The organism is Magnetospirillum gryphiswaldense MSR-1 v2 (genome assembly GCF_000513295.1).
Classification (GTDB): domain Bacteria; phylum Pseudomonadota; class Alphaproteobacteria; order Rhodospirillales; family Magnetospirillaceae; genus Magnetospirillum; species Magnetospirillum gryphiswaldense.
In genome coordinates this window covers 2,197,918-2,222,044 of record NC_023065.1, presented here as the reverse complement: position 1 = coordinate 2,222,044, position 24,127 = coordinate 2,197,918, and the positions used below count along the sequence as shown (strand labels likewise).

The following is a 24,127-nucleotide window of genomic DNA, read 5'->3' as shown; positions in this document are numbered from 1 at the left end:
GTCCGTCAAGAACCTATTGGAATCAATGAATTCTTAACTATTGGGCCACAGCCACCGCCAAGTCCTGCGCCGATTGCTCGAGGAAGGCGAAGACCTGATCGGCGGGCATGGGCCGCGCCACCAGATAGCCCTGGGCCTCGTCGCAATGGTGGTGATGCAGCAGGTCTTTTTGCCCGTGATCCTCGACCCCTTCGGCCACTACCCGCAAATTCAGCGAATGGGCAAGGCCGACGATGGTGGAGACCAGCATGGTGTCGCGGGAATCGGTGCCGATATCGCGCACGAACGAGCGGTCGATCTTGACCGAATTGACCGGCAGCGCCTTCAGATAAGACAGCGACGAATAGCCGGTGCCGAAATCGTCGATGGCCAGACTGACCCCCAAGGCGGTCAATTGTTCCAGAATACTGGTCTGTCCCAGGCCGGCTTCCATGGCGAAGCTTTCGGTGATTTCGAGGACCAGCATGTTCGCCGGCAGGCCGGTCTGGGCCAGGATACCGGCGACCAGGGTGGGCAGGTCGGGGTTTTTCAGGTCAAGGCTGGACAGATTGACCGCCATGGTCACCGGATAGCCGCGCGCCAAGCATTGCACCCCCATGGTGCAGGCCTGTTCCAGCACCAGAAGGTCGATTTGGGTGATCAGCCCCAGTTCCTCGGCCAGGGGAATGAAATCCATGGGTGGGATCAGGCCGAGACTGGGGTGGTCCCAGCGTACCAGCGCCTCGAAACCGGCGATGTCGCCGCCCCTTAATTGCAGCTTGGGCTGGTAATAAACATGGAAGGCGCGGGAATCGATGGCGCCGCGCAGCGCCCCTTCCATGTCCAGCCGGCGTTCCTGGCGCAAGGTCATGTCGGCGGCATAGAACTTGTAGCGGCCCTTGCCTTCGGCCTTGGCCTGGTACATGGCGGTGTCGGCGTGCTTCAACAGCGTTTCGGCGTCGTTGCCGTCGATGGGGTGCAGGCTGATGCCGATGCTGGAGCCCACATAGACCTCGCGGCCTTCCAGGATGAAGGGGGCGGCCAGCGAGGTCAGAATCTTGTCCGCCACTGGCACCACGTCGTTGATTTCATCCAGGCGTTCCAGCACCAGGGCGAATTCGTCGCCACCCAGACGGCAGATGGTGTCGGATGAACGGGTGCAGGCCTTCAGCCGCCGCGCCACTTCCACCAGCAGCGAATCGCCGGCGCGGTGGCCGATGGTGTCGTTGACCTTCTTGAAGCCGTCCAGGTCCAGGAACAGAACGGCGATCTTGCGCCGTTCGCGATTGGCCAGGGTGACGGCATGGCCGAGACGGTCGCGGAACAAGGCGCGGTTGGGCAGGTCGGTCAGCGGGTCGTAATGGGCCAGATGCTCGATATGCTGCTGGCTTTCCACCTGGGCGGTGATGTCGGTGAAACTGGCGACGTAATAGCGCGGGCGATCCCGGCCCGGTTCCATCAAGGCGGCGATGTTTTCGCGAGCGACGAAGATGGAGCCGTCCTTGCGTCGGTTCTTCAATTCGCCCTGCCACGACCCGGTGGACAGCAGCGATTGCCACATCTGGGCGTAGAAGTCGTCGTCGTGGTGATAGGACCGCAGCACATTGGCCTTGTGGCCGATCACTTCGTCGGGCTGATAGCCGGTCAGCTTGGTGAAGGCCGGGTTGATGCGGACGATGGTGCCGTCGCCGGTGGTGACCACCAGCGCTTCCAAGGCATTGGCGAAGACGTGCTCGGCCAACCGGTTTTCATCCTCGACCCGGGCCTGTTCTTCCAGCCGCGCCAGGGTGCGGCGGGTGACGAAGACCAGCGCGGCCAATCCCACCAGCCAGACCAGGGCATGGGTGACGACGATGGCGCCCAGCGCCTTTTTCTCGGCGGCGAGGAAGGGCTGCAAGGGTACGGAAACGCTGACCGCACCGCGCACCGTGCCATTGGCGAGGCCCAGGTGCCCGTGACACTTCTGGCAGCTTTCCTGCATGATGAAGGGGGCGATCAGACGCAGATAGGGGGCGCCGTCGATGGTTGCCCGCTCGATGATTTCCTTCGCCGTGCCGTCGGTGAACGCGCGGATGGCCTGGGCTTCCCAGGGATCGGCCTTGTTTTCCGGGTTCAGATAAACCTCGCCGACGATCCGGCCCTTGATCCCGTACATGGAATCATAGTCCTGCATCATCTGCCGCAGCATATAAGCCGGGTTCATCAAGGTCAGGGTGCGGCCATCGGTGGTGGTCAGGTCGCGGTCGGGAAGGTGGCTCATCCACGGGCTTGGCGGCGTCCGCTCGTCGGGGATGACGTAAACGCCGCCGTGGGACGAGGCCCATTGGCGATAGGCCAAATCCTTGTTGAAGGCGGATCGGGCCGAGCCCACGGCCAAGTCGCCGGTCAAGGCGGTCTGTCGGTCCAGGTTCAACCAGGCCGATCCGCCGATCAGCAGCGTCCACACCCCAAGCAGGATTGCTGCATAGCGCAAAACCATGGGGCGAAAAGCACCAGTGGAAGTATTGCTTTGCGTATTCACTTTAGTTTGTCTTCCGTACCCCGATGAAAGACATTAACACCGCAAAAAGAATACGGGTATGGAAATATGATGCCTGTAACTTATAGCAATTGAAATTGCGCGACTGGAGCGAAGCTGGTGCGGTGATGCGGGGTTGGCCCCAGCCGTTTCAAGGCCTCCATATGGGCCTTGGTGCCATAGCCGGCATTGGCGGCCCAGCCATAGCCGGGAAAGTCCAGATCCAGGGCCGTCATCAGGCGGTCGCGGAATACTTTGGCGATGATTGAGGCGGCGGCGATGGACAGCGATTTGGCGTCGCCGCCGATGACGCAATGGGCCGGGCAGGGCAGGGGCGGCGGGCGGTTGCCGTCGACCAGGGCATGGTCAGGGACCGTTCCCAGACCATCGACGGCGCGAGCCATGGCCAGGAAGGTGGCCTTCAGGATATTGAGACGGTCGATTTCCTCGACACTGGCCTGGGCGATGGCGAAGCGGCAATGCTGGCGGATCAGGATGTCCAAATGCTCTCGCTTTTTCGCGCTCAGTTTCTTGGAATCGTCCAGGTGTGCCGCCAATTCCGCCGGCAAGGTGGCGGGATCGATGATGATGGCCGCTGCCACCACCGGACCGGCCAGCGGTCCGCGACCCACTTCATCGATACCGGCGACCATGCCGCCCAGGGCGGTTTCCAGCGACAGATCAGGCATCGTCGGACTTCTTGCGCTGGATCAGCCGACTGGCGATACGGGCCTCGCGGCCGAAGGCCTGGGCCAGCATGTCGTACAGGCCGACGGCGCCGGTTTCGGCGGCCGTGTGCAGGCGGCGCATGGCCAAAAGCCACAATGGGCTAAGCACCAGCGACAGCACGGTGACCGCCACCACCAGCTTGGTTTCGGTGCCGGTGATCAGCTTGGCCGCCTTGCCGACCTCGGCCAGCAGAAAGGAAAACTCGCCGATCTGGGCCAAAGATACGCCGGCGACGAAAGAGAGCCGCCAGTCCTGACGCAACAGCCGGAGCGCGGCGACGTTGAGAACGGTCTTGAACACGGTGACCATCAGCAACAGCGTCAGAACCTGCCCCAGATTCTTCCAGATGAAGCGGATATCCAGCAGCAAGCCGATGGACAGGAAGAACACCATCAACAATACGCTTTGCACCGGTTCAGCGCTTTTCAGGATGGCTTCGCGCTGGGTCGAATTGCCGATGACCACCCCGGCGAGAAAGGCACCATAGGCCGGCGACAGATCCATCAGCCCCGACAGGGCGGCGGCGCCGAAACACCAGGCCAGCGCCGTCAGCGGCCCCAATTCGCCGCTTTTGGCCAGCCGGCTGGTCACCGGCAGGCGAATCCGCTTCCTGACCAACAGCCAGAACAGACCGGCCAGGAAGGCGACCGAGAACACCACCTTGGCCACGTCCAACGGCACGATGCCCTGGCGCTGCATGCTGCCCAGAAACAGCATCATCGGCACCACCGCCATGTCCTGGGCGATCAGAATGCCGACGACGGTGCGGCCCACCGGCTTGTCCAGATCGCCGGAACTTTCCAGCATCTTGATGACCACGGCGGTGGACGACACCGCCACGGCGAAGCCCAGCACCATGGCCAGGCCGAAGCTCCAGCCCATCAGGTGGCGGAACAGCAAGGCGGCGCCCACCGATCCGGCGATCTGGATCAAGGTGGCGACCACCGCCACCTTCCAGCCCTGGATGAAGCGGCGCAAATCCAGCTCGATGCCGATGACGAACAAAAGCATCAATACGCCGAATTCGGCCAGGGTCGAGACGGCGTCGGGGTTGCTCACCAGTTTCAGCCCCGACGGCCCCAGCACCACCCCGGCCAGGATATAGCCGACGATGGCCGGCTGGCGCAGCCGGGTCATGATGACGCCGCAGGCCAGGGCGGCCAGGGCGACGATGGCGGCGTTGGTCAGTTCGGGGTGATGCAGTTCCATGGGCTGGGTTTTAACATGAAGACAGTGGCGGGATTATGTCATTTCTCGCCGATTTCCGGGGCCAGCAGCACATGGGCCATCAGCCGGTCCACCGGGCTGAAATCGTCGGTCAGGTCGGGCACCCGGGCTTCTTGCACCTTGGCCCGGACCTGATCACCCCGCAGCCGCAGCCAATGGCGGTAAAAGAAGCGGTTGGAGCGCAGTATGGCGGTGTCGCTGGCCCGGTCCGAGGCCAGCACCAGATAGGTGATGCGCTCGCCTTGGGCCATCTCGTCGCCGTCCACCCACACTTCGACGGCGGCGAAATCGTGGGCCAGGGTTTGCAACAGGGCGAACAGAAAGCGCGGTTCGTGCCGGGCCTCGATGACGTTGATGGCATAGAAACCACCCGGTTTCAGCCGGGCGGCGATCTCGGTGTGAAATTCGCGGGTGACCAGATGCGGCGGGATGCCGATATCGTGGAAGGCATCGCCGAACACCACGTCGAATTGCGGTACGCGCGGCAGCGATTGCAGCGCCAGCCGGGCGTCGCGGTGATCGACGATCACGCCCTTGGCATCGGGTGCCAGCCATAATCTGTCCTGGGCGATGCGGGTGACCTGGGGGTCGATCTCGGCCACATGCAGATGCGGGCGGGCGAAGCTTTGGCTCCAGGCGCGCGGCAGGGTATAGGCGCCGCCGCCGATGAAGAAGGCGTCCAACCGGTCGCGGCCAAAACGCCGTGCCGCCATCTCGTCGCTGAAATGCAGATAGGACGAATGAAACAACGTCGGCTGGGCGCGATCGTTGATGCCGTGGCCCAGATGGTCGAGCACCAGAACGGCGCTGTCACGCCCGCTTTGGCCGCTGAAATCCTCGACCCGCAGGCAGTAATAATCGCTTTCCACCGCGCAGGGCGAGGCCAGGGCCTGGGGGATGGCGGCCAGGGCGGTTGCCGTCACCACCAATCCACCCAACAGGGCGACGAATGCGCGGCGCTGTCCGGCCAGCAGCGCCAGGGCCAAGGCGGTGTACAGCCCGGCCACCGACAGCACGGTGCCGACCGAGCCGATCAGCGAAATGAATACGTAGCCGGCGGCCAGGGTGCCGAGGATGCTGCCCGCCGCCCCCAGCGCGTACATGCGACCGATGGTGCGCCCGGTGTGGGTGGGGTCGGTATCCACCGCCAGCTTGGTCAGGATGGGCGAGACGATGCCGGCGAACAGCGACGGCAGCAGGAACAATCCCGCCGACAAGGTGACGATGGCGGTTACCGGATGGATGCCCACGGCCAGCAAGGGCGCCGCCCCCAGGCGCAGCAGCGGCAAGGCGGCGACGCTGGAAAGCGCCGCCAGGGCCAGGGCGATGCCGGCGCGGCGTCGCGCGGTGGCGGCGGGCAAGGTGCCTTCGGCCAGCCGCCCGCCGATCCAGTGGCCGATGGTCAGCCCGGCCAGCACCACCGAGATGATGGCGGTCCAGGTATAAAGGCTCATGCCCACATAGGGCGCCAACAGCCGCCCGGCGACGATTTCCAGCACCAAAGCCGCCGCCGACGACAGGAACAGCACGGCACCGTAAAGGAGCGACAGAAAAAAGGATGGCTTTGCTTGCATGGGCAATTAAAAACCAGGGGAAAGCGGGACGGAAAGACTATATCATCAAATCATCATAAAGCAGGGGGCAACCATGCGTGTGCTGGCTTTTGTGCTTTTGGCCCTGGTGCTGGCGGCTCCGGTCGGCGCCGCCGAGACGTCGTTTGCCGATCCGAAACCCAGCTGGGACAATCCGCGCAAGGTGGTGCTGCAATTGACCGTGGACGAAAACCGCCACGTCAACAATGTCCTTTATAACGCCATCAACATCCAGAAATTCTATGGTCAGGACAACGTCAAGGTGGCGGTGATCGCTTTTGGTCCCGGCGTGCGGGCGCTGCTGAAGACGGACAGCAAGGTGGCGGAGCGGATCGCGTCGCTCAAGGATTACGAGGTTGAATTCGTCGCCTGCGGCAATACCCTGGACACCATGGGCAAATCGGCTGCCGACTTGCTGCCCGGTATCGCGGTAGCGCCCTATGGCATCCCCGAGATCATGGAACGGCAATTGAAGGGGTGGCAGGTGATTGCCCCTTGATGGGAGGAAGCATGAAAGCGTGGGCACTGGCTCTGTGGGCCGCCTTGACCCTGTTGGTGTCGCCGGCCCTCGCCGACGGCAAGTATCAGGCCAAGATGAACGACGATGGGCTTTACCATCAGGACTGGTTCATCAACTCGTTTTTGGACCTGAAAGAGGACATGGCCGAGGCGACCAAGGCCGGCAAGCGTTTCGCCATCATCTGGGAACAGAAGGGCTGCCCCTATTGCCGCGATGTCCATACGGTGAATTTCGCCGATGACAAACTGCGCGAGTGGATCAAGGGCCGCTATCACATCTTGCAGCTGAACCTGTGGGGCGACCGCGAGGTAACCGATTTCGACGGCCAAGTGCTGCCGGAAAAGGAACTGGCCCGCAAGTACCGCGTCAATTTCACTCCCACCATTCAGTTTTTCCCCGAGACAGCGGCGGAAACCCAGGGCAAAAAGGGCGAGGCGGTGGAAGTGGCGCGCATGCCGGGTTATTTCCGCAATTTCCATTTCCTCGCCATGTTTGAATATGTCTGGGACAAGCGTTATGCCAAGGGTCAGGATTTCCAGCGTTATATCCTGGAAAAGTCGACGCAATAGTCTGATCGGCGGCGTGCTGGGGCTGGCGGCGCTGCTATGGGCGGTGCCGGCCTGGGCCAACCAGTTGCGCATCCTGACCTGGGCCAATTATCTGTCGCCTCAGGTGGTCGCCCGTTTTCAGCAGGAAACCGGCATCAGCGTCACCGTCGACACGGTAACCAGCTATACCGCCATGATCGCGCCGCTTCTGGCCGGCAATCAGGTCTATGACGTGGTGTTTCCCGCCGATTTCCAGGTCACCGAACTGGTGGCGCAAGGATTGCTGGAACGGGTCGGGGTCGACCGTCTGGCCAATTTCTGGAATGTGGATGACGTCTGGCGCGCGCGCGCCTTCGATCCGCGCAACGAATACACCATTCCCCATGTCTGGGGCACCACCGCCTTTGCCGTCGATACCGCCGTCTATGGCGGCAACATGGATTCCCTGCGTCTGGTGTTCCAGCCGCCGCCGTCCCTGGCCGGGCGCATGGCCGTGGTCGACAGCGGCTTCGACATGGTGCAACTGGCTCTGGTGTGGCTGAAATTGCCGCGCTGCTCGACCCAGGCCGACAACATCGACAAGGTGCGGGATCTGTTGCTGCCCATCTTGCGGCGGGTTGCGGTGGTCGGCTCGGATCGGATCGTTCAGGACATGATCGACGGTCGCTATGCCCTGGCGGTGATGTGGAACGGCGATGCACTGATGGCACGCAAGCGGCGGCCAAGCCTGCGCTATGCCAATCCGGTGGAAGGGTCGCTGGTGTGGAGTGACGTCATTGCCGTCGCCAAGGGCGCGCCCAACCGGGCCGGCGGTCAGGCTTTCCTGTCGTTCATGATGCGGCCCGAGATCGCCGCCCAGCAAAGCAATTTCAACGGTTACGCCAATATGATCCGGGGCGCCGAGGCGTTCATGGACCCTGGTCTGCTGAATGCGCCGGAAATTATCACGCCGCCGTCTTCGGCCCTGGATTTCTTCACCCATTGCGGCAACGGCGCCGAAACACAGCAGGAAGCCATCTGGAGCGCGCTTTTGCGCGAGGCGGGAAAGTAACTCCCTAGCCCAGGCTTTGGAACGCCGGCACGCTTTGCAGCAGCCAGTTGCCGACGACATTCATATTGCCCGACAGGATCAGCAGGCCGGTGACGATCAGCAGGGCGCCGATGATCAGTTCAACCACGCGCATATGGCGGCGGAAGCGGGTCAGGAACGACATGAACGGGCGGGCGGCGGCGGCGGCCAGCAGGAAGGGCAGGCCCAGCCCGGCGGCATAGGCCCCCAACAGCGCCGTGCCATACCAGACGCTGTCGCCGCCGGCGGCCAGCATCAGGATGGTGGCCAGGATGGGGCCGACGCACGGTGTCCAGCCGAAGGCGAAAGCCAAACCCAGGACGAAGGCGCCGACCAGTCCGGCCGGGCGTTGCTGCACGTGCAGGCGCTTCTCGAAATTGAGGAAGGCGATGCGCAGCACGCCCATGTAATGCAGGCCGAAGACGATGATGACCAGACCAGCGGCCACCGACAGCCAGCGCATGTTGTCCATGATCACCCGGTTGAGCGCCGAGGCCGAAGCCCCCATGGCGATGAACACGGTGGAAAAGCCCAAGACGAAGGCGATGGCGGCGGCCAGCACGCCGCGCTGGCGCCGTTCCGTCAACTGATCCAGACCGACCCCGCCCAAAAAGCACAGATAGGCCGGGATCAGCGGCAAGACGCAGGGACTGAGAAAGCTGAGGGCGCCGGCACCGAAGGCGCCGGCGAAACTGACGTCGAAACCGTTCATGTTCAGCCGCCCATCACCTGAACCGCCCGGTTGCCGTCGAACTTGACGCTGGGGTGTTTTTGCAGCCAGCCGGCGACCACATCCCACACCGGCGGGCCCTGGGTGCCTTCGTTGACGCTGGCCCAGCCGGACACCACGTAGGACTTGCCGGCCTCGATCTTCTCGCCGGTCTTCAGCAAGGTCATGGCGCTGATGCGGCTGCCCATGGGCTTGGTGATGTCGATGCGATAGCCCATGCCGCCGACCCGGACCATGTCGCCGCCTTGCTGATAATAGGGATCGGGGTTGAACAGATTGTCGGCGACGTCTTCCAGGATATCCTTGAGCAATTGTCCGGTCATGTCCGAGCGATAGGCGTTGGGATAGGTGATGGCGGTCTGGTTGTAGACGTCTTCCATGGTGATGTCGGAACCCGGCGGCAGGCTGGAGCCCCAGCGGAAGCCGGGCGACAGCGAAATCTGCGCCTCGCGTTCGTCCAACAGCGCCTGACAGATCAGGTCGTCGAAGGTGCCGTTGAAATTGCCGCGCCGGTACAGAAGCGATTCGGTGCGCGCCAGCTTGCGGCCCAGAACCTCGGCGTGGGGGGCGCGGATCTTGGCGATCAGCGTCGCCATTTCGGTGTCGGGGGTAATGGCGTCGGAAAACACCGGCATCAGCTTGAAGGCGTAGTTGACCACCTTCTTGTTCTTCACCTCCAGGTCGAGGCGGGCGAGGAACTTGCCGTGCGAGCCCGAGGCCACCAAAAGCGTGTCGCCCACCTTGACCACGCCGGGGATGGCGTCGTGGGTGTGCCCGGTCAGCAGCACGTCGATGCCCTTGACCCGTCCGGCCATCTTGCGGTCGACGTCGAAACCGTTGTGGCTGGCCACCACGATCAGTTCGGCACCGGCGGCGCGGGCGGCATCGACCCGTTTCTGCATGTCTTCGTCACGGATGCCGAAGCTCCATTTGGGCATCATGTAACGGGGATTGGCCACCGGGGTATAGGGGAAGGCCTGACCGATCACCGCGATCTTGACGCCGCCCTTTTCGAAGGTGGCGGTGTGGGGGAAGACGTCTTCCTCCCATTCGGTGTCCTTGACGTTTTGGGCCAGGAACGGGAATTTCAGCTTGGCCACCAATTCCTTGACCCTGGCCTCGCCATAGGTGAATTCCCAGTGCGGCACCATGACGTCGACGCCCAGCAGGTTCATGGCGTCGACCATGTCCTCGCCCTTGGTCGCCAGCGAGGTATAGCTGCCCTGCCAAGTATCGCCGCAATCCACCAGCAAGGTGTTGTCGGGGCGCTGGGCGCGGATGGCCTTGATCAGGGTGGCCATGCGGTCCAGGCCGCCGACCCGACCATAGGTCTTGGCCAGGGCAGAGAAATCCTCATGGGTCAGGGCATAGGCCTGCGGGCTGCCGGCCTTCAGACCATAGGCCTTGAGGAATTCCTTGCCGCTCAGATGCGGCACCAGACCGCGGGCGGCACCCACCCCCAGATTGACCGATGGCTCGCGGAAATAAAGCGGCATCAGCTGGGCGTGGATGTCGGTGAAGTTCAGCAGCGTCACCTGCCCCACCGGCTTCATCTCCAACAGGGAAGCCTGGGTGATGTCCTGGCGGGCGCTGGCGCGGGCCAGGGGCGCACCCCCGGCAAGCACGGCGGTGGCGGCGGCCACCTGCAAGAAATCGCGGCGGGTCAGCATGGGCGTTCATCCTGGGGGGGAGTGGCGGGGAAGGGGGCAGCCTTCCCCGCCAGAGGTCATTTGCGGACAGCCGGGCTTTCGACCCGCAGACCGTTGGCACGCCATGTGGCGTACATTTCAATCACGGTGTTTTCCAGGGAATCGACGGGATAGGGCTCGGCCCGGACTTCCTCGAAACAGCCGCGGATACGCTTTTGCGCGCTGCCCAGGGTCTGCCATTTCAGCCGGTACTGGGGAAAGCCGTTGGGCATGCCCTGGCTCAGCAATTCAGAGCGCATGTGCAGGCCCGACAAATCCTCGTGGCAATGCTTGCAGGCGATGTCGCTCATGCCGCGGCGCTCATAATAAAGTCGCCGGCCCATGTCGAAGTAAGGCGCCGCCGGTCCATCGGTCTGCACCGCCAGCGGCATGCCGCGCGACTGGTGCTTCACATAGGTGGCCATGGCGTTATAGGGCTTGGAATCGAACTTGTAGGCATCGGCGCCCATGCGTTCGGTGCGGCACTGGTTGATCTTCTGTTCCAGCGTCAGCAGCATGTTCGCGTGCGGGTCGAAGCGGGGATAGACGGTGCCCACCCCCTTCATGCTTTTTTCCGCCTCGCCGTGGCAATCCTTGCACGACTTGCCGGCCTTGCCTTCGGCCTTGGACCACAGCTTCTTGCCGTCCTCGACCCACAAGAAGCCGGGATTGCTGAAATCGTCATCCTGCATGGCCCGGGTTTCCGGCTCGGCGAAGGTATAGCCCGAGCGCTTGTCGCCGGCCATATAGGGGGCCATCTTCGGGTCCTTGGGGTCGAAGGGCGGGTCCGCCTGGGCGACCGGGCTGGCGGCCAGGGCCGCCAGGGTCGCCGCCATCATCATCTTGCGCATGGGCCTTCCTCCGGCGTGACGTCACGCCACCGTGATCTGTTGCGAGGCGGCATAGACCTGGCCGTCATCGTCGTGCCATTTCAACTCGACGGTGCCGCTTTCGGTGGCGGTCAGGAAGAACGAGCAATAGGGATTGGCCGACACCGCCGCCGCCCAATCGGACCAGAACACCTGCTTGCCGTTATAGGTGACGGTGAACTTGTTGATGATCTTGCGCGGGATCGGCTTGCCGTCCTTGTCCTTGCGCTGACCGGATTCCATGTCGTGGTCGATGGTGGTCTTGACCTCGAACACTTCGCCCTTGGCGGCGGAGGCGGGCATCTTGACGCGGGGAGTGGGCATTGTTTCGTCTCCTCAGAACTGAACTCAGCCGCCGCAGCCGCCGATGGTGACCTTGATTTCCTGCGACACCTGCCAGGCGGTGCCGTCCGACAGCAGCGCCACCGCCTGCACGTTCTGGGTCTTGCCCAGACGCATGCGCATGGACACTTCCGCCTTGCCGGTGGGGGTGAAATAGAAGCTGGCCACGCCCGGGCTGGGGTTGCCGTCGGCCATGACATGGATGGCCTTGACATAGCTGGCTTCGGTCATCGGGCTGTCGACGGTGACGGTGAAGGGTACCGTGTTGCCGTTTTCGGCGATCTGCGGCAGCTTGATCTTGACCTTGCCGTCCTGCGGCTTGACGCCGCCGATCAGCTTGGAAACCATTTCATCTGCGGCGGCCTTGTCGGCCCGGGCCAGCTTGGGGGCCACCGCCATGGCGGCGGCGCCGGCGCCGATCCCGGCCAGCACGGTGCGGCGGTTCAGTTGGGACATGCCTTGCTTCTCCTGGTTTGAATAAAAGCTATTTCAGGGTGGCCAGATAGGCGACCACATCCTCGACCTCTTGCGCGGTCAGAACCGTTTGCCCCTTCAGGTTGGGCGGCAGCCGGTTCAGATCCTTCTTGAAGAAGGACGGCATGGGGGTGTCGGGGTTCAGCACCTTGGGGTCGGCGATGCGCAGGCGCAGTTCCGGCGGCTGAAGACGCGATCCCACCCCGGCCAGATCGGGGCCGACATCGCCGTGATCGGCCTGTTCGGGAATGGGCATGACATGGCACGACAGACACAGCCCCTTGCCGGCGGCAAGCTTGCGCCCGTTGACGGGGTCGCCGGCTTGGTCGGTCAGAGGCGCCAGACGCGAGACGTCGTAATAGCCCCGTTCGGGGGCTTTCTTTGGCGATGCGGCCTGGACCAGGACAGGCAGGGTCAACGCCAGGGCGACCGTGACGGCCCCCCAGGAGATGGGTTTGAGCATGGATCCTCCCGTGTGGCCATGTGGGCCTTGCATTCTTCAGCTTTGGCCGGCTTTAGTCTAGCCGGTCCTTTATATGCATAGTTCACGACTTTAATATATAAATCAATACTGATTCTATTGTGCGGGTGCGACCTGTAATATTGTGCAGGTGCACAATGGCGGAACCCGATGCCCGCAAGAAGCGCACAGCCTTGTCGAAGGTCAACGTCCATTCGTCATATCAGGCTTCAACCGGATGGTTTTCCGCCGTTCATTACGGGTAAAATACCCCCTGTATGAGCTGTCTGCTGGGGAGCGGACGGTGCCATCGGGGATCGGTTCGCCATGAGTATTTCTTCCGCCGCCACCGGTACTATTGCCGGCCAAGACAACGTCCTGACCATGGCGGTCCCCGACGGGGCACGGGCGGTGACCTTGCCGGCGGGCGCCAATCTGGCCGAGGCGCAGTTCATCCGCCATGGCGGCGATCTGGAAATCGTGCTGCCCGACGGGCGTCACATCGTCCTGCCCGATTTCTTCGATGGCTCCGGCTCTGTGTCCTTGACCACCGCCGACGGCCAGTCCCTGCCCGCCGATCTGGTGGCGCGGCTGGCCGGGCCGCTGGCGCCGGGGCAATTCGTCCAGGCCGACGGTGCCGGCGCCGGTCTGGTGCAGGTGGGCATGGTCGACAAGCTGAGCGGCACGGTCACCGTGCGCCATGCCGACGGCACCACCAGCACCCTGAGCGAAGGTGGGGCGATCTATCAGGGTGACGTCATCGAGACCAGCCCCAGCGGCGCCGTCGGCATCGTGCTGGCCGACCGCTCGACCTTTTCGCTGGGGACCAGCGGGCGCATGGTCATGGACGAGTTGGTCTATGACCCCAAGACCCAGGACGGCCACGCCAGCATGTCGGTGCTGAAAGGCACGTTCAGCTTTGTTTCCGGCCAGATCGCCCATGCCGGCCCCGATGCCATGCAGGTGCGCACCCCGGTGATGACCATCGGCGTGCGCGGCACCACCGTCGCCGGCCAGGTCGGCGATAACGGCCAGACCAGCGTCGCCCTGGTGGGCGACCCCAGCGGCGGCGTCGGCCAGATCACCTTGTCCAATTCCATGGGCACCCAGGTTCTGAGCCAGCCCAATTCCATGGTGTCAATCCAGTCGGCTTTCACCCCGTTCGCGCCGCCGGTCATCGTGCCGCCGGGGGTGATCGCCAGCACCTTCGGCTCGGCCATCAATTCGCTGCCGGTGCCGCCGGCGCAAAACAGCATGGAATGGAACACGGTGCCGGGTCAGAACCAGCCGGCACCGGTGCAGCAAATCCAGTCCCGCCCCGAGGCTGGGTCCACCATTCAGGTGGACAGCCCCAGCGGCAATACCCAGGTGACCCCTGCGGCACCACAGAATACCGCGCCGCAGGAGACGGCGCCGCAAGGTGCTGCTCCGCAAGAGAGCCAGCCGCAGGGCACGGCGCCACAGGAGACGGCACCGCAGAACACCACGCCGCAGGAAAAGGCACCCCAAGGTGGGACGGATGCCGGCGGTGACGGAGCAAAGGCGGCTGCCGCCACCGGGGCCGAGGCTGGTGCCAAAGCGGGAACGGGAACCGAAGCACCTGCCAGTACCGGTACCGGTACCGGGACCGGCACCGGCACAGGTACCGGAACGGGGGGCGTCACGGGAACGGGAGCCGAAACAGGCACGGGGGGCGGCGCTGGAACGGGTACTGGAACCGGCACCGGAACCGGAACCGGAACCGGCGGCAGCGGCACGGGAAGCGGAAGTTTCCCCTGGTACACCTCCAACCCGATCCCCGCCGGCAGTTCGGGCGGGCCGGTGGTGGTGACCACCATTTCCCAGGTCATCCAAACCACTTCGACCGCCAATGGCAGCGCGCAATCCTCGTCCACATCGGGGGCGGCGGCGACCGGCGGTGACGAAACATCGACATCGACGACAGCGGGTGGGACGTCCACCCAGCAGCAGGTCATGGCGTCGATTCAGCAGGCGGCCTCGGGCGATGTCCCGGTCGGCACCGGTGCCGGTGCCCAATCCACCAATGATTTGGTCAAGCAGGCCATTCAACAGGCGATCGGCGGCGGTACTATCGGCACCGGCACCACCGGCCCGTCCGGTTCGTCCAGCGGCGGCGTCAGCTCGGATCTGGGGCAAGATACCCAGACACCCAATACGCCCACCAACACGACGCCGACCACCACCAACGGGCGTCTGGTCGATGGCCCCATCTATAACGCCGAAGTATTTTTGGATGTGGATGGCGACGGCGCTTATGACAGCGGCGAGCCGGTCACTTTTACCGACGCCAATGGCTATTACACCCTGGCCGGTGCCGGCGCTTATCAGATCGTGGCCAAGCCCGGCGGCGTCGATACGGTCACCGGCCACGTCATCCAGTTCACCATGAAGGCGCCGGCGGGCTCGACCATCGTCTCGCCGCTCACCACCTTGGTGGCTGAATTGGGCGAGGCGGCGGTCAAGACCATGCTGGGGATCACGTCGCAGGCATCGCTGCTGACCACCGACCCCATGGCCAATCCCGATATCTATGCCGCCGGTGTGCAATTGGTGGCCACCATCAATGTGCTGAAGAACGGTTTGGGACTGACCCAGCAACAGGTGATGACCGCCATCACCAACACCATGAAGAATGAGACGACGCCCAGTTCCGGCTTTCTGACCGATGTCAGCAAGCTGGGGGCGGTGGTCTCCGCCACCGGGCAAACGCCGTCTTATACCCAAGCCGATTTTCTCAATCACGTCGCCCAGGCCTCCACTTCCGCCCGCAGCAATCCCAGCGATCCGGGAAACATCAATCCGGTGCCGACTTCGGGCGGCATCATCAGCGTCAACACCGCCGATGCCGCCAGCGTCGCCGCCAATATCGGGACATTGAAAAGTGGCGGGCTGACGAGCTTTGCCCTGACTTCGGGCACGGGGGTCGTCAGTGCCGCCGATGCCGATGGTGTCACCTTCACCTATCCCGCCAGCAGCACCGCCAGCATGGGGGTGTCGGACAACGCCGCCGCCATCGGCGCTTATGCCGACGGCTTCACCGGCATCAAATCCATCGCCGTCACCGGCAGCGGCATTGTTTATTATAGCAACGAAAAGTTCATCGCCCTCGAGGCCATCACCACCGGCGCCGACGATATGGGCGTGTACCTGGAAAACGGCGATTCGCTGGCCGGTTGGAGCTCCGCCGATTTCGCCAAGGTGTCGCAGGTCAAGATCGCCGCCGGCGCCACCGTCACCATGACCGCCGATCAGGTTAATCTGTTCGAACAAAATTCCATGTTCGGCTGGAGTATCACCAAGGAAGGTGGAGCCAAGCTTCATATTGCCATATCGGGCAACGTCTCCGGCATGTTGCTGGGCTCTGCCGATGAGTTCGTGCTGACCGGCGACGCCACCATCGCCCGCAACTTCTTTATCAGCAAGCCCATCAATAAGGGCGCCTTCAGCCTGACCGTCGATACTGGGAGCTATTCCCTGGCCGGTGTCGACCTCACCAATGCCGATGCGGTCAAGATCAACAACGTGGTCATCGATTTCCGCGACGGCGACGAGGTTCAGGCCAATTGGGCGGCCCTGACCGGGGCCGAGATTTCCACCTTCGCCTTGACCAGCGGTCGGCTGGAACTGACCGCCGCTCAGGCGTCCGACGTGGCGGTGAGCGTCAGCGGCGATGCCACTTTCTGGTTGGTCGATACGGGTGCCAATCTATCCGGCAAGCTGGGCTTGTATTCCGGCGTCACCGATTACCGGGTGATCTCGGGCGATCTGTCCATCGACGCCGCCGAAGCCTCGCTTCACGGCGCCCACATCACCCGCGCGGCGGGGGCCAATGTGGTGCTGGCGCTGGTGTCCGGGGATAACGCCACCGGGCTGACCGGCTTCAACCAGATCAGTCTGACCAGCGGCTATGCCTTTGTTCCCGGTGCGACGATTCTGGCCTTGGGCGCCAGCAACATCGCGCTGTCGGGCGGCGCCTTCCTCAAGGCGGTGGTGTCGGGCAATGTGGTCGGCAACGATTATTCCCCCGCCACCGTTTTGTACCTGTCCGGCGACGTCACCTTGAGCGTGGCCCAGCGTTTGGTCTATGACGACAACCAGATTTACGCCAACGGCTACAAGATGGCCCTGTCCGGGGTGTCCGGCGACGTCTCGACCGTGGATTTCTACAACATCACCGGTGTTTCGCTGTCGGGCGACGCAAGTTGGACCATGTCGCAGGAACTGGACCTGCAGGGGTTCGTCGCCACCATCACCGATAACGGCCATGGGGTCACCCTGACGGCGGTGCATGGCCTTTTCGAACTTGATCCGGCCAAGCTGTCCCATGTGGACAGCATGGTGCTGTCCGGCGAATTGTCCATCGAACTGGCCGATTATGCCGCTTTGCTGGACGACGGCATCGTTTTCGACGCCGGAACCGGCACCATCAGCCTGACCGCTGTTTCCGACGTGGTGGAACTGAATGCGGCGGAGCTGGGACTGGTCCATGCGCTGACCCTTTCCGGCGACACCACGCTGACCTTGGCCCAGTTCGACGCCCTGATGGACAATGAAGCGACCGTCGATGATGGCACCGGCACCTTTGATCTGACGGTTTCCGGCATTTCCGGCAGCTTGACCCTTTCCGACATCGCCCTGGGGGCCGTCGACGGGCTGGCCCTGTCGGGCAATCTGTCGCTGACCTTTACCCAGTTCCAGGATCTGTTGAGCCGGGGCATCACCTTCGACAAGGACACCTACACCCTGACGGTGACCGGGGTGTCGGGCGACCTGACCGGGCTGGACCTGTCGGCGGTGGACGCCATCGTCACCACCGGCACCGTCACCTTGTCGCCCGACCAGGCCAGCGGTCTGGACATCACCGGCAGCGGCTCGGTGGTCACCCAATACGATAACGCCTCGACCGGCGGCGACGAGACATTCCAGGCGGTGGCGGGAGAGCATCTGCAATTCCATGGCGGCATCGGCGATTATCGCTTCGATATGATCGACGGTGCTCTGGTCATCACCGATTTGCGCGATCAGGCCACCGCCGATTACGACGGCACCGACACGATCGAGGGCTGGGATCAGTTGGGTGGTCCCTTCGTCCTGCATTTTTCCGACGATACCGCCACCTTGACCTGCGACGGTGACCTCTATCTGACCTTTGGCAGCAGCGCCAATACGGTGCGTCTCGGCGGTATCTTCGATACGGTGCGGCTCGGTGACGGCAATGACCTGCTGGTGCTGTCCGAAGACCACCCGCTCACCGCTGTCCTTGATGGCGAAGGCGGTACCGATACCATCGTCGCCGATGGTGCCATCGATCTGACTGGGCGTTCGCTCAGCAGCTTCGAGGCCTTGAAGGGGAGCGGCGATCAGTCGTCGATCACCCTGAATGCCGCGCAATTAAGCAGCAAGACCGTCGACGGCGCCGATTCCGACCTCAGCGTGGTGGTGGCGGTCAGCGGCACCGCCACTTTGTCGTCCGATATCACCGTGACCAATTGGGCCGAGGGTGACAGCCTGATCTTCCGTGGACGCCGGGATCAGGCCGATATCATGGGCGGCACCAATGCCGCCGCCTTTTATGAAGTTTCCGGCGACGATCAGGCCAATGGCGGCACGTCCGGCGACACCTATGTGCTGGACGCGGGCGAGAATTCCGACGCCGCCTTTGGCGGCAACATCGTCATCACCGATGCGGGCGGCACCGATACCATCGACGTGCGCGTGCTGTCGGAGAACACCGGTAAGGATTATGCCTTCGACGGCGCCTTGCGGGTGGGCGACGATCTGGTCATCTATCTCGACCCCGCCGCCGGAATCGGCGGCGGCACCATCACCATCAACGATCATTTCAACGGCAAGGGGGTCGAGCGGCTGCAAACCGAAAGCAGCGGCGACGATATGTACGAGTATCTGGCCACCGGCCTGACCGGCACAGCGCTGGACGAAATGATCTTCGGCACCAACAAGAACGCCACGGTCGAGACGCTGACCGGCGGCGGCGGCCATGACCAGTTCTTCGGCGGCGGCGGCCTCGACAGCTTTGTCGGCGATGGCTTCGATACGGTGCATTACGGCGCCCTGGGCGGCTTCAACGCCGGCACCGGCGGTCTGGTGATGAACGCGGCCCTCGATGCCGCCGGCAACGGTGCCGCCACCCTCAATGACGGGTTGGGCGAATCGTGGACCCAGACCTATCAGGGCATCGGCGAAATCGTCGGCACCGATGGCGCCGATCAGCTTTATGGCTGGACCGCACCGGTGGGCGACCGCAAATTCACCCTGAACGGCGGACGCGGCAGCGATCATCTGATCGGCGGTGCCGGCACCATCGCCGATTACAGCGATGAATACAGGGTCGGCAGCAGCGGCATTCGCATCGACGTCAACAACGTCGCCGGAACCTATACGGGCACGGTGGTTACCAGTGCCGGCACCGATCTGACCGAGGGCATCCTGCATTTCGTCGGTTCCGCCTTCAACGACTGGTTCGAGGGCTCGGACGGCAACGAAACCTTCCAGGGCAATGGCGGTCGGGACACCATCCACGGCAATGACGGCTGGGATACCATCACCTTCTTCGAGACGGAAAACCACGGGGTGACCGTCAACCTGAACAACACCGGCGGCAATGACGGTTTCGGCGATTCCGACGATATCAGCGACATCGAACACGTTATCGGCAGCAAATACGGCGATGAGCTGAACGGTTCCAGCGGCGACGAGCGGTTGGACGGGCGCGACGGCGACGACACCCTCGATGGCGGCACAGGCGCCGACACCATCGTCGGCGGTGCCGGCCTTGACAGTCTGACCGGCGGATCGGGCAACGACATCTTCATCCTGGAAAATGCGTCGCAATCCACCGCGGCGGCCACCGACACCGTCACCGATTTCGGCACCGGTCAGGATCAGGTGTGGTTCACCGGGGCGGCGGGCTATGCCTACAGCACTGCGGTCAACGCCTCGGGCGCGGACAATCTGGCCGCCGCCATCGCCCTGGTCACTGCCGGTGTGGCCAACAACACCATCGCCTTCTTCACCTGGGGCGGCGACGGCTATCTGTACGTCAAGGGCGCGGGGAGCGGGACCAGCTTCGACCAGACCCTGATCCGGCTGCAAGGGGTGAGCGCTGCCCCTGCCCGCGACGGTGACGAGGTTTTCATCTCGACCGCCACCGCCACCATGGGCAACGACGAGATGTATGGCACCGCCGGGGCCGATTCCATTTCCAGCCTCGGCGGCAACGACACCATCTATGGTCTGGGCGGCGACGACACCTTGCATGGCGGGGCCGGCGACGACCTTTTGCATGGCGGTGACGGCAGCGACGTCATCTACTACACCGATTCCTCCCTGTCGGTGGCGGTCAATCTGGGCATGGGCACCGCGTCGGGCGACGAAAGCGGTTTCGACACCTTGACCAGCATCGAGGCGGTGGTCGGCTCGCAAGGCGCCGACACCATCATCGGCAGCAGCGCCAACGAAACCCTGGACGGCTATCACGGTGCCGATGAACTGACGGGCGGCGGCGGTGCCGATCTGTTCGTCATCAGCCACCCGGTGCAATCCAATCTGGCCAGCGGTTACGACCACATCATGGATTTCGGCACCGGCAACGACACTATCCTGTTGAAGGGGGCCGCCGGCTACACCTTGGAAACGGTGGCGGCCACGGGGGTAACCCTGGAACAGGCCGTCGCCAGTGTCGAGGCCCTGATGACGCCCGACAGCATCGCCTATTTCGAGTGGGAGGGCGGCGGCTATCTCTACGTCAGCGGCACCGGCAGCGGTTCGGTTGATTTCGGCGGCACCCTGGTCCAGATTCCGGTGCAGGCGGGGGCGGTCACCCTGAGCGGCGGCAACACCATCCTGGCCGCTACCGGGGCCAGTGTCGTCGCCGACATTCTGGTCGGGTCCGATGGCGTGGATGTCATCGACGCCCTGGCCGGTGACGACGACATCACCGGCGGGGCCGGTGCCGACATCCTGACCGGCGGCGCCGGTGACGACACTTTCCTTTATACGTCGGCCTCCGATGGCGGCGACGTCATCACCGATTTCACCGCCGGCGGCAGCGAGGATGCTCTTTCGCTGCAAAATCTGGTGTTGAACACGGTGTTCCAGCATGTGTCCACCAATGGCGTGGTTCATCCGCAAGCCGGCGTGGTGGTTCTTGACGATGTGGTTGCCAGCAACACCCACCTGCAAGCCGCCACGGTGGCGGCGAAGCTGAACGGTCTGTCCGGCGTGGGTCACGAGGAAACCGCCTTGTTGTTCGCCCTCTCCGATGGCAGTTCCACTGCCATCTGGAAATGGGCCGACAGCAATAGCTCGGCCCAGGCCGACAATGGCGAGCTGACCCTGATCGCCACCCTGACCGGGGTGCAGGCGTCGCAATTGACCTCTCAGGACTTCCTGGGCGCGGACACCTATTCGGATACGCCGACCAGCTCGGCGGATTTCCTGGTCGGCACCAGCGCCAAGGATGTGTTCGACGCCGGTGACGGCGACGACATCATCATCACCAATGGCGGTGAAGACACCGTCTCTTGCGGTGCCGGCAACGACATGGTTTATGCCCCGGCCACCGACCTGCCCGGCATGTCGATCAGCGGCGGCGGCGGTCTGGATACTTTGGTGGTGAGCGGATCGGGCACCGTGGACCTGACCGGACTGAGCTTCACCGGCATCGACGGCATATGGTTCCAGGGCTCGCAGCCCGGAACCAACCATATCAGCGCGGTCATCTTCGACGCGGCGTCCTTCGCCGCCAACATCCAGTCCATCGACCAGAACGGTCGGTCGTTCTTCCAACTGACCACCGGGGACGGCAACGGCGAAAACGAGATCGACGTGACCATCGACGCCACCGTCGGCGGTGACCTGAGCGCCATGTCGCTGGGCTTCATGCCGTGGATGGTTTCCAATCTGGTCATCGACGGCCAATCGGCCACCGAATCGCTGACCGCCTGGGTTCCGGGCGAGGGAATGTGCGCAGCCACGCTCTATGGCGGCAGTGCCGACGACGTGCTGAAAATCGGCGGGATGATCAGTGATTTCAAGGCGGTGGTGCGTGGCGGCGAGGGCGCCGACACCGTTGTCGTGACCGACGCCTATGTCAACCACAACGGCACCATTGATGGCGGCGACGGCATCGATGTTCTGACGCTGCAAGGCGCCAGCACTCTCGGTGGCGCTTTGGTCGAGAATATCGAGCTGATCGACCTGAGCGAGGCCGAGGTTGCCAACGGCGTCATCGATGCCTTGCAGGGCACGCACATCGACGGCGGCGGCGGTGCCAGCGATCTGACCATCCGCATGGCCACCTGCGCTTTCGACCTGTCCGCCATCGAGTTCGTGGATTGGGGCAATGACGACACGCTGACCGTGATCGGATCGGTCGGCAGCGACACCATCACCGGCACCTCCCATGACGAAACCATCAGCGGCGGCGTCGGCGTCGACAGCATCGATATCAGCGGCGGCGGTGCCGACACCATATTGTTCACCTCTTCCTCCCTCAGTGTGGGGGAATTGGGGCGCGACACCGTCACCGGCTTCGCTGCCGACGACAGCTTCATCCTGGATCACCGTATTTTCGCCCTGGGCAGCAGCGGTACGCTGGACCCGACCCGCTTCGCCATCAGCACGGCCTTGACCGGCAATCTGGGCGATGACATCGCCGGCATCGTGGTGGTGGGCGCGGCCAGCGGTTCCGACGGGGTGGACATCTGGTTCACCACCAAGTTGTCCGATGTCTCGGAAGGCAATTCCACCCGCATCGGCACCCTGGCCGGAGTGAACACGTCGCTGATCACCGCGGCCCATTTCGCCCTGGCCGATCTGACCTCCAACACTCCTTCCGTCGGTGCCGACGTGATCAATGGCAGCGCCGGCACCGATATCATCGACGCCCTGGCCGGCGACGACGTGATCAATGGCAATGGCGGCCAGGACACCTTGCGCGGCGGCGGCGGTAACGACAGCATCACCCTGACCGGCTTGGTGACCGGAACCACCGTCGCCGGCGGTCTGGGCACCGACATGCTGACCATCGTCGCTTCGGGGGCGGTGAATTTGCAGGACGTCGGCATCAGCGGCATCGAGACCTTCGATTTCGCCCATGCCGGTGTCGGCGAGGAAATCACCTCGGTGAGTATCGGCGCCAATATCCTGGCCAACAATTTCAGTGCGGTGTGGAGCGAAGGCAACAGCTATGTGGGGCTGTCGAACACGTCCGGAACCGGTCTTGACCTGACCATTGACGCTGGCGTGTACTCGGATTTGGCCGACATGTTGGATTATCTGAGTCTGGACGGCTTTGACCGTTTGGTCATCGACGGATCGGCCAATGCCTCGCCGTTGACGGCCAAGGTCATGAGCGGGCTTGACCAGCAAACCATCCTGGGCGGTACCGGGGCGGACGAAATCGATGCGCTGTCCGTGATCACCTCCAGTCAATCCCTGGAGATCAGCACCGGCGACGGTGCCGACACCATCACGGTGGGGGGCGAAGCCAGCCTCAGCAACACCGTCATCGATGGCGGCGACGGCATCGACACCTTGGCCTTCACCGGATTGTCATCCATGGGGGCACCGGGCTATCTGGGCACCATCAGCAATATCGAAGTGATCGACCTGACCGTGGCCAACGCCACCAATGCCATCGCTTACGCCCGCATCGACGGCAGCGCCGCCAACACCGCCGTCACCATCCGTTATGGTCACCGGTCATCGGATCTGGCGTTCCAGGATTGGGGCGCCGATGACAGCCTGACCCTGGTGGGCAGCGGCGACGACAACACCCTGACCGGCGGTGTCGGTGTCGATACCTTGATCGGCGACGAGGGTAACGACGAGTTGACCGGCGGCGCGGGGGCGGATCTGTTCCTGTTCACCCGCAGCCAAGGCACGTCGTCTTTCGGCACCGACACCATCACCGACTTTTCCAGCGGCGACGGGGACAAGATCGGCCTGGATGTGGGCTACTTCTTTGACCTGGATTTCCTTGCCGGTCAGTTGGACGCGGGCTCCTTCCATTTCGGCACTGATTGGAGCGAAATCTCCGGGAGTGGGGCCGGCATCGTCGTGTTGGGCCAAAATAGCGGAAGCGATGGCGTGGGCGTGTACTACACCAGCGATGTGAATGCCGATGGTGGCCCCGAGGCCTATCAGATCGCCACCATCAGCGGCGCCAACACCTCGACCATCAGCAATGCCAATTTCACCAGTTACCTGGCCCCAGGGTCGGAGTGATCGGGGAATGTGCGCATTTGCCCTTGCTTTCGCAGGTATTCCATAAAATTTCCAGGGGCGGCTGATTTTCCCTTCTCAGGGGCGTGGAATATTGTGACTATCCGGCAACGC

Annotated in this window: 14 protein-coding genes; 4 read left to right on the top strand and 10 right to left on the bottom strand. The window is 63.4% G+C overall.

Going from position 1 to position 24,127, the window contains the following annotated elements; all coding sequences use genetic code 11:
• Positions 1 to 37: 37 nt before the first annotated feature.
• From MGMSRV2_RS10430 to MGMSRV2_RS10415, 4 genes are all read right to left on the bottom strand, one after another.
• Entirely contained in the window at positions 38 to 2,458 is a 2,421-nt protein-coding gene (locus MGMSRV2_RS10430; RefSeq protein WP_024080320.1) for a putative bifunctional diguanylate cyclase/phosphodiesterase, read from the bottom strand.
• 122 nt (positions 2,459 to 2,580) lie between these two features.
• Complete coding sequence (locus MGMSRV2_RS10425; protein ID WP_024080319.1) at positions 2,581 to 3,186, bottom strand: ribonuclease HII; 606 nt, start codon at positions 3,184 to 3,186, stop codon at positions 2,581 to 2,583.
• Positions 3,179 to 4,435, bottom strand: coding sequence for an iron transporter MagA (gene magA, locus MGMSRV2_RS10420; protein WP_024080318.1), 1,257 nt, complete (start codon positions 4,433 to 4,435; stop codon positions 3,179 to 3,181). Before magA ends, MGMSRV2_RS10425 begins: the two co-directional genes overlap by 8 nt.
• Positions 4,436 to 4,473: 38 nt before the next feature.
• The gene (locus MGMSRV2_RS10415) at positions 4,474 to 6,027 is read right to left on the bottom strand and encodes a fused MFS/spermidine synthase (protein WP_024080317.1); all 1,554 of its coding nucleotides are present in this window, start codon (positions 6,025 to 6,027) and stop codon (positions 4,474 to 4,476) included.
• Positions 6,028 to 6,100: 73 nt separating this feature from the next.
• Here MGMSRV2_RS10415 and MGMSRV2_RS10410 point away from each other — a divergent pair, with 73 nt between their 5' ends.
• The 3 genes from MGMSRV2_RS10410 to MGMSRV2_RS10400 are packed head-to-tail and all read left to right on the top strand — an operon-like array spanning position 6,101 to position 8,164.
• Positions 6,101 to 6,544, top strand: coding sequence for a DsrE family protein (locus tag MGMSRV2_RS10410; RefSeq protein ID WP_024080316.1), 444 nt, complete (start codon positions 6,101 to 6,103; stop codon positions 6,542 to 6,544).
• Between the two features lie 11 nt (positions 6,545 to 6,555).
• A complete protein-coding gene (locus tag MGMSRV2_RS10405; protein ID WP_024080315.1) occupies positions 6,556 to 7,134 on the top strand; it encodes a thioredoxin family protein in 579 nt (192 codons plus the stop codon).
• On the top strand, positions 7,082 to 8,164 hold the full coding sequence (locus MGMSRV2_RS10400; protein WP_024080314.1) for an ABC transporter substrate-binding protein: 1,083 nt from the start codon (positions 7,082 to 7,084) through the stop codon (positions 8,162 to 8,164). The genes MGMSRV2_RS10405 and MGMSRV2_RS10400 overlap by 53 nt, the downstream gene beginning before the upstream one ends.
• 4 nt (positions 8,165 to 8,168) lie before the next feature.
• Here MGMSRV2_RS10400 and MGMSRV2_RS10395 read toward each other — a convergent pair whose 3' ends face one another.
• Genes MGMSRV2_RS10395 through soxX form a run of 6 tightly spaced genes read right to left on the bottom strand, consistent with a single transcriptional unit; the run spans position 8,169 to position 12,748 of the window.
• Positions 8,169 to 8,894 carry a cytochrome c biogenesis CcdA family protein gene (locus tag MGMSRV2_RS10395; RefSeq protein ID WP_024080313.1) on the bottom strand — a complete coding sequence of 242 codons (726 nt, stop codon included), beginning with the start codon at positions 8,892 to 8,894 and terminating at the stop codon, positions 8,169 to 8,171.
• 2 nt (positions 8,895 to 8,896) lie between these two features.
• The gene (gene soxB / locus MGMSRV2_RS10390; protein WP_024080312.1) at positions 8,897 to 10,582 is read right to left on the bottom strand and encodes a thiosulfohydrolase SoxB; all 1,686 of its coding nucleotides are present in this window, start codon (positions 10,580 to 10,582) and stop codon (positions 8,897 to 8,899) included.
• Between the two features lie 56 nt (positions 10,583 to 10,638).
• On the bottom strand, positions 10,639 to 11,451 hold the full coding sequence (gene soxA / locus MGMSRV2_RS10385; RefSeq protein ID WP_024080311.1) for a sulfur oxidation c-type cytochrome SoxA: 813 nt from the start codon (positions 11,449 to 11,451) through the stop codon (positions 10,639 to 10,641).
• Between the two features lie 21 nt (positions 11,452 to 11,472).
• Entirely contained in the window at positions 11,473 to 11,793 is a 321-nt protein-coding gene (soxZ, locus tag MGMSRV2_RS10380) for a thiosulfate oxidation carrier complex protein SoxZ (protein ID WP_024080310.1), read from the bottom strand.
• Between the two features lie 24 nt (positions 11,794 to 11,817).
• Positions 11,818 to 12,267, bottom strand: coding sequence for a thiosulfate oxidation carrier protein SoxY (gene soxY / locus MGMSRV2_RS10375; protein ID WP_024080309.1), 450 nt, complete (start codon positions 12,265 to 12,267; stop codon positions 11,818 to 11,820).
• 28 nt (positions 12,268 to 12,295) lie between these two features.
• Entirely contained in the window at positions 12,296 to 12,748 is a 453-nt protein-coding gene (soxX, locus tag MGMSRV2_RS10370; protein ID WP_024080308.1) for a sulfur oxidation c-type cytochrome SoxX, read from the bottom strand.
• A gap of 324 nt (positions 12,749 to 13,072) precedes the next feature.
• Here soxX and MGMSRV2_RS22170 point away from each other — a divergent pair, with 324 nt between their 5' ends.
• On the top strand, positions 13,073 to 24,016 hold the full coding sequence (locus MGMSRV2_RS22170) for a M10 family metallopeptidase C-terminal domain-containing protein (protein ID WP_024080307.1): 10,944 nt from the start codon (positions 13,073 to 13,075) through the stop codon (positions 24,014 to 24,016).
• Positions 24,017 to 24,127: the final 111 nt, after the last annotated feature.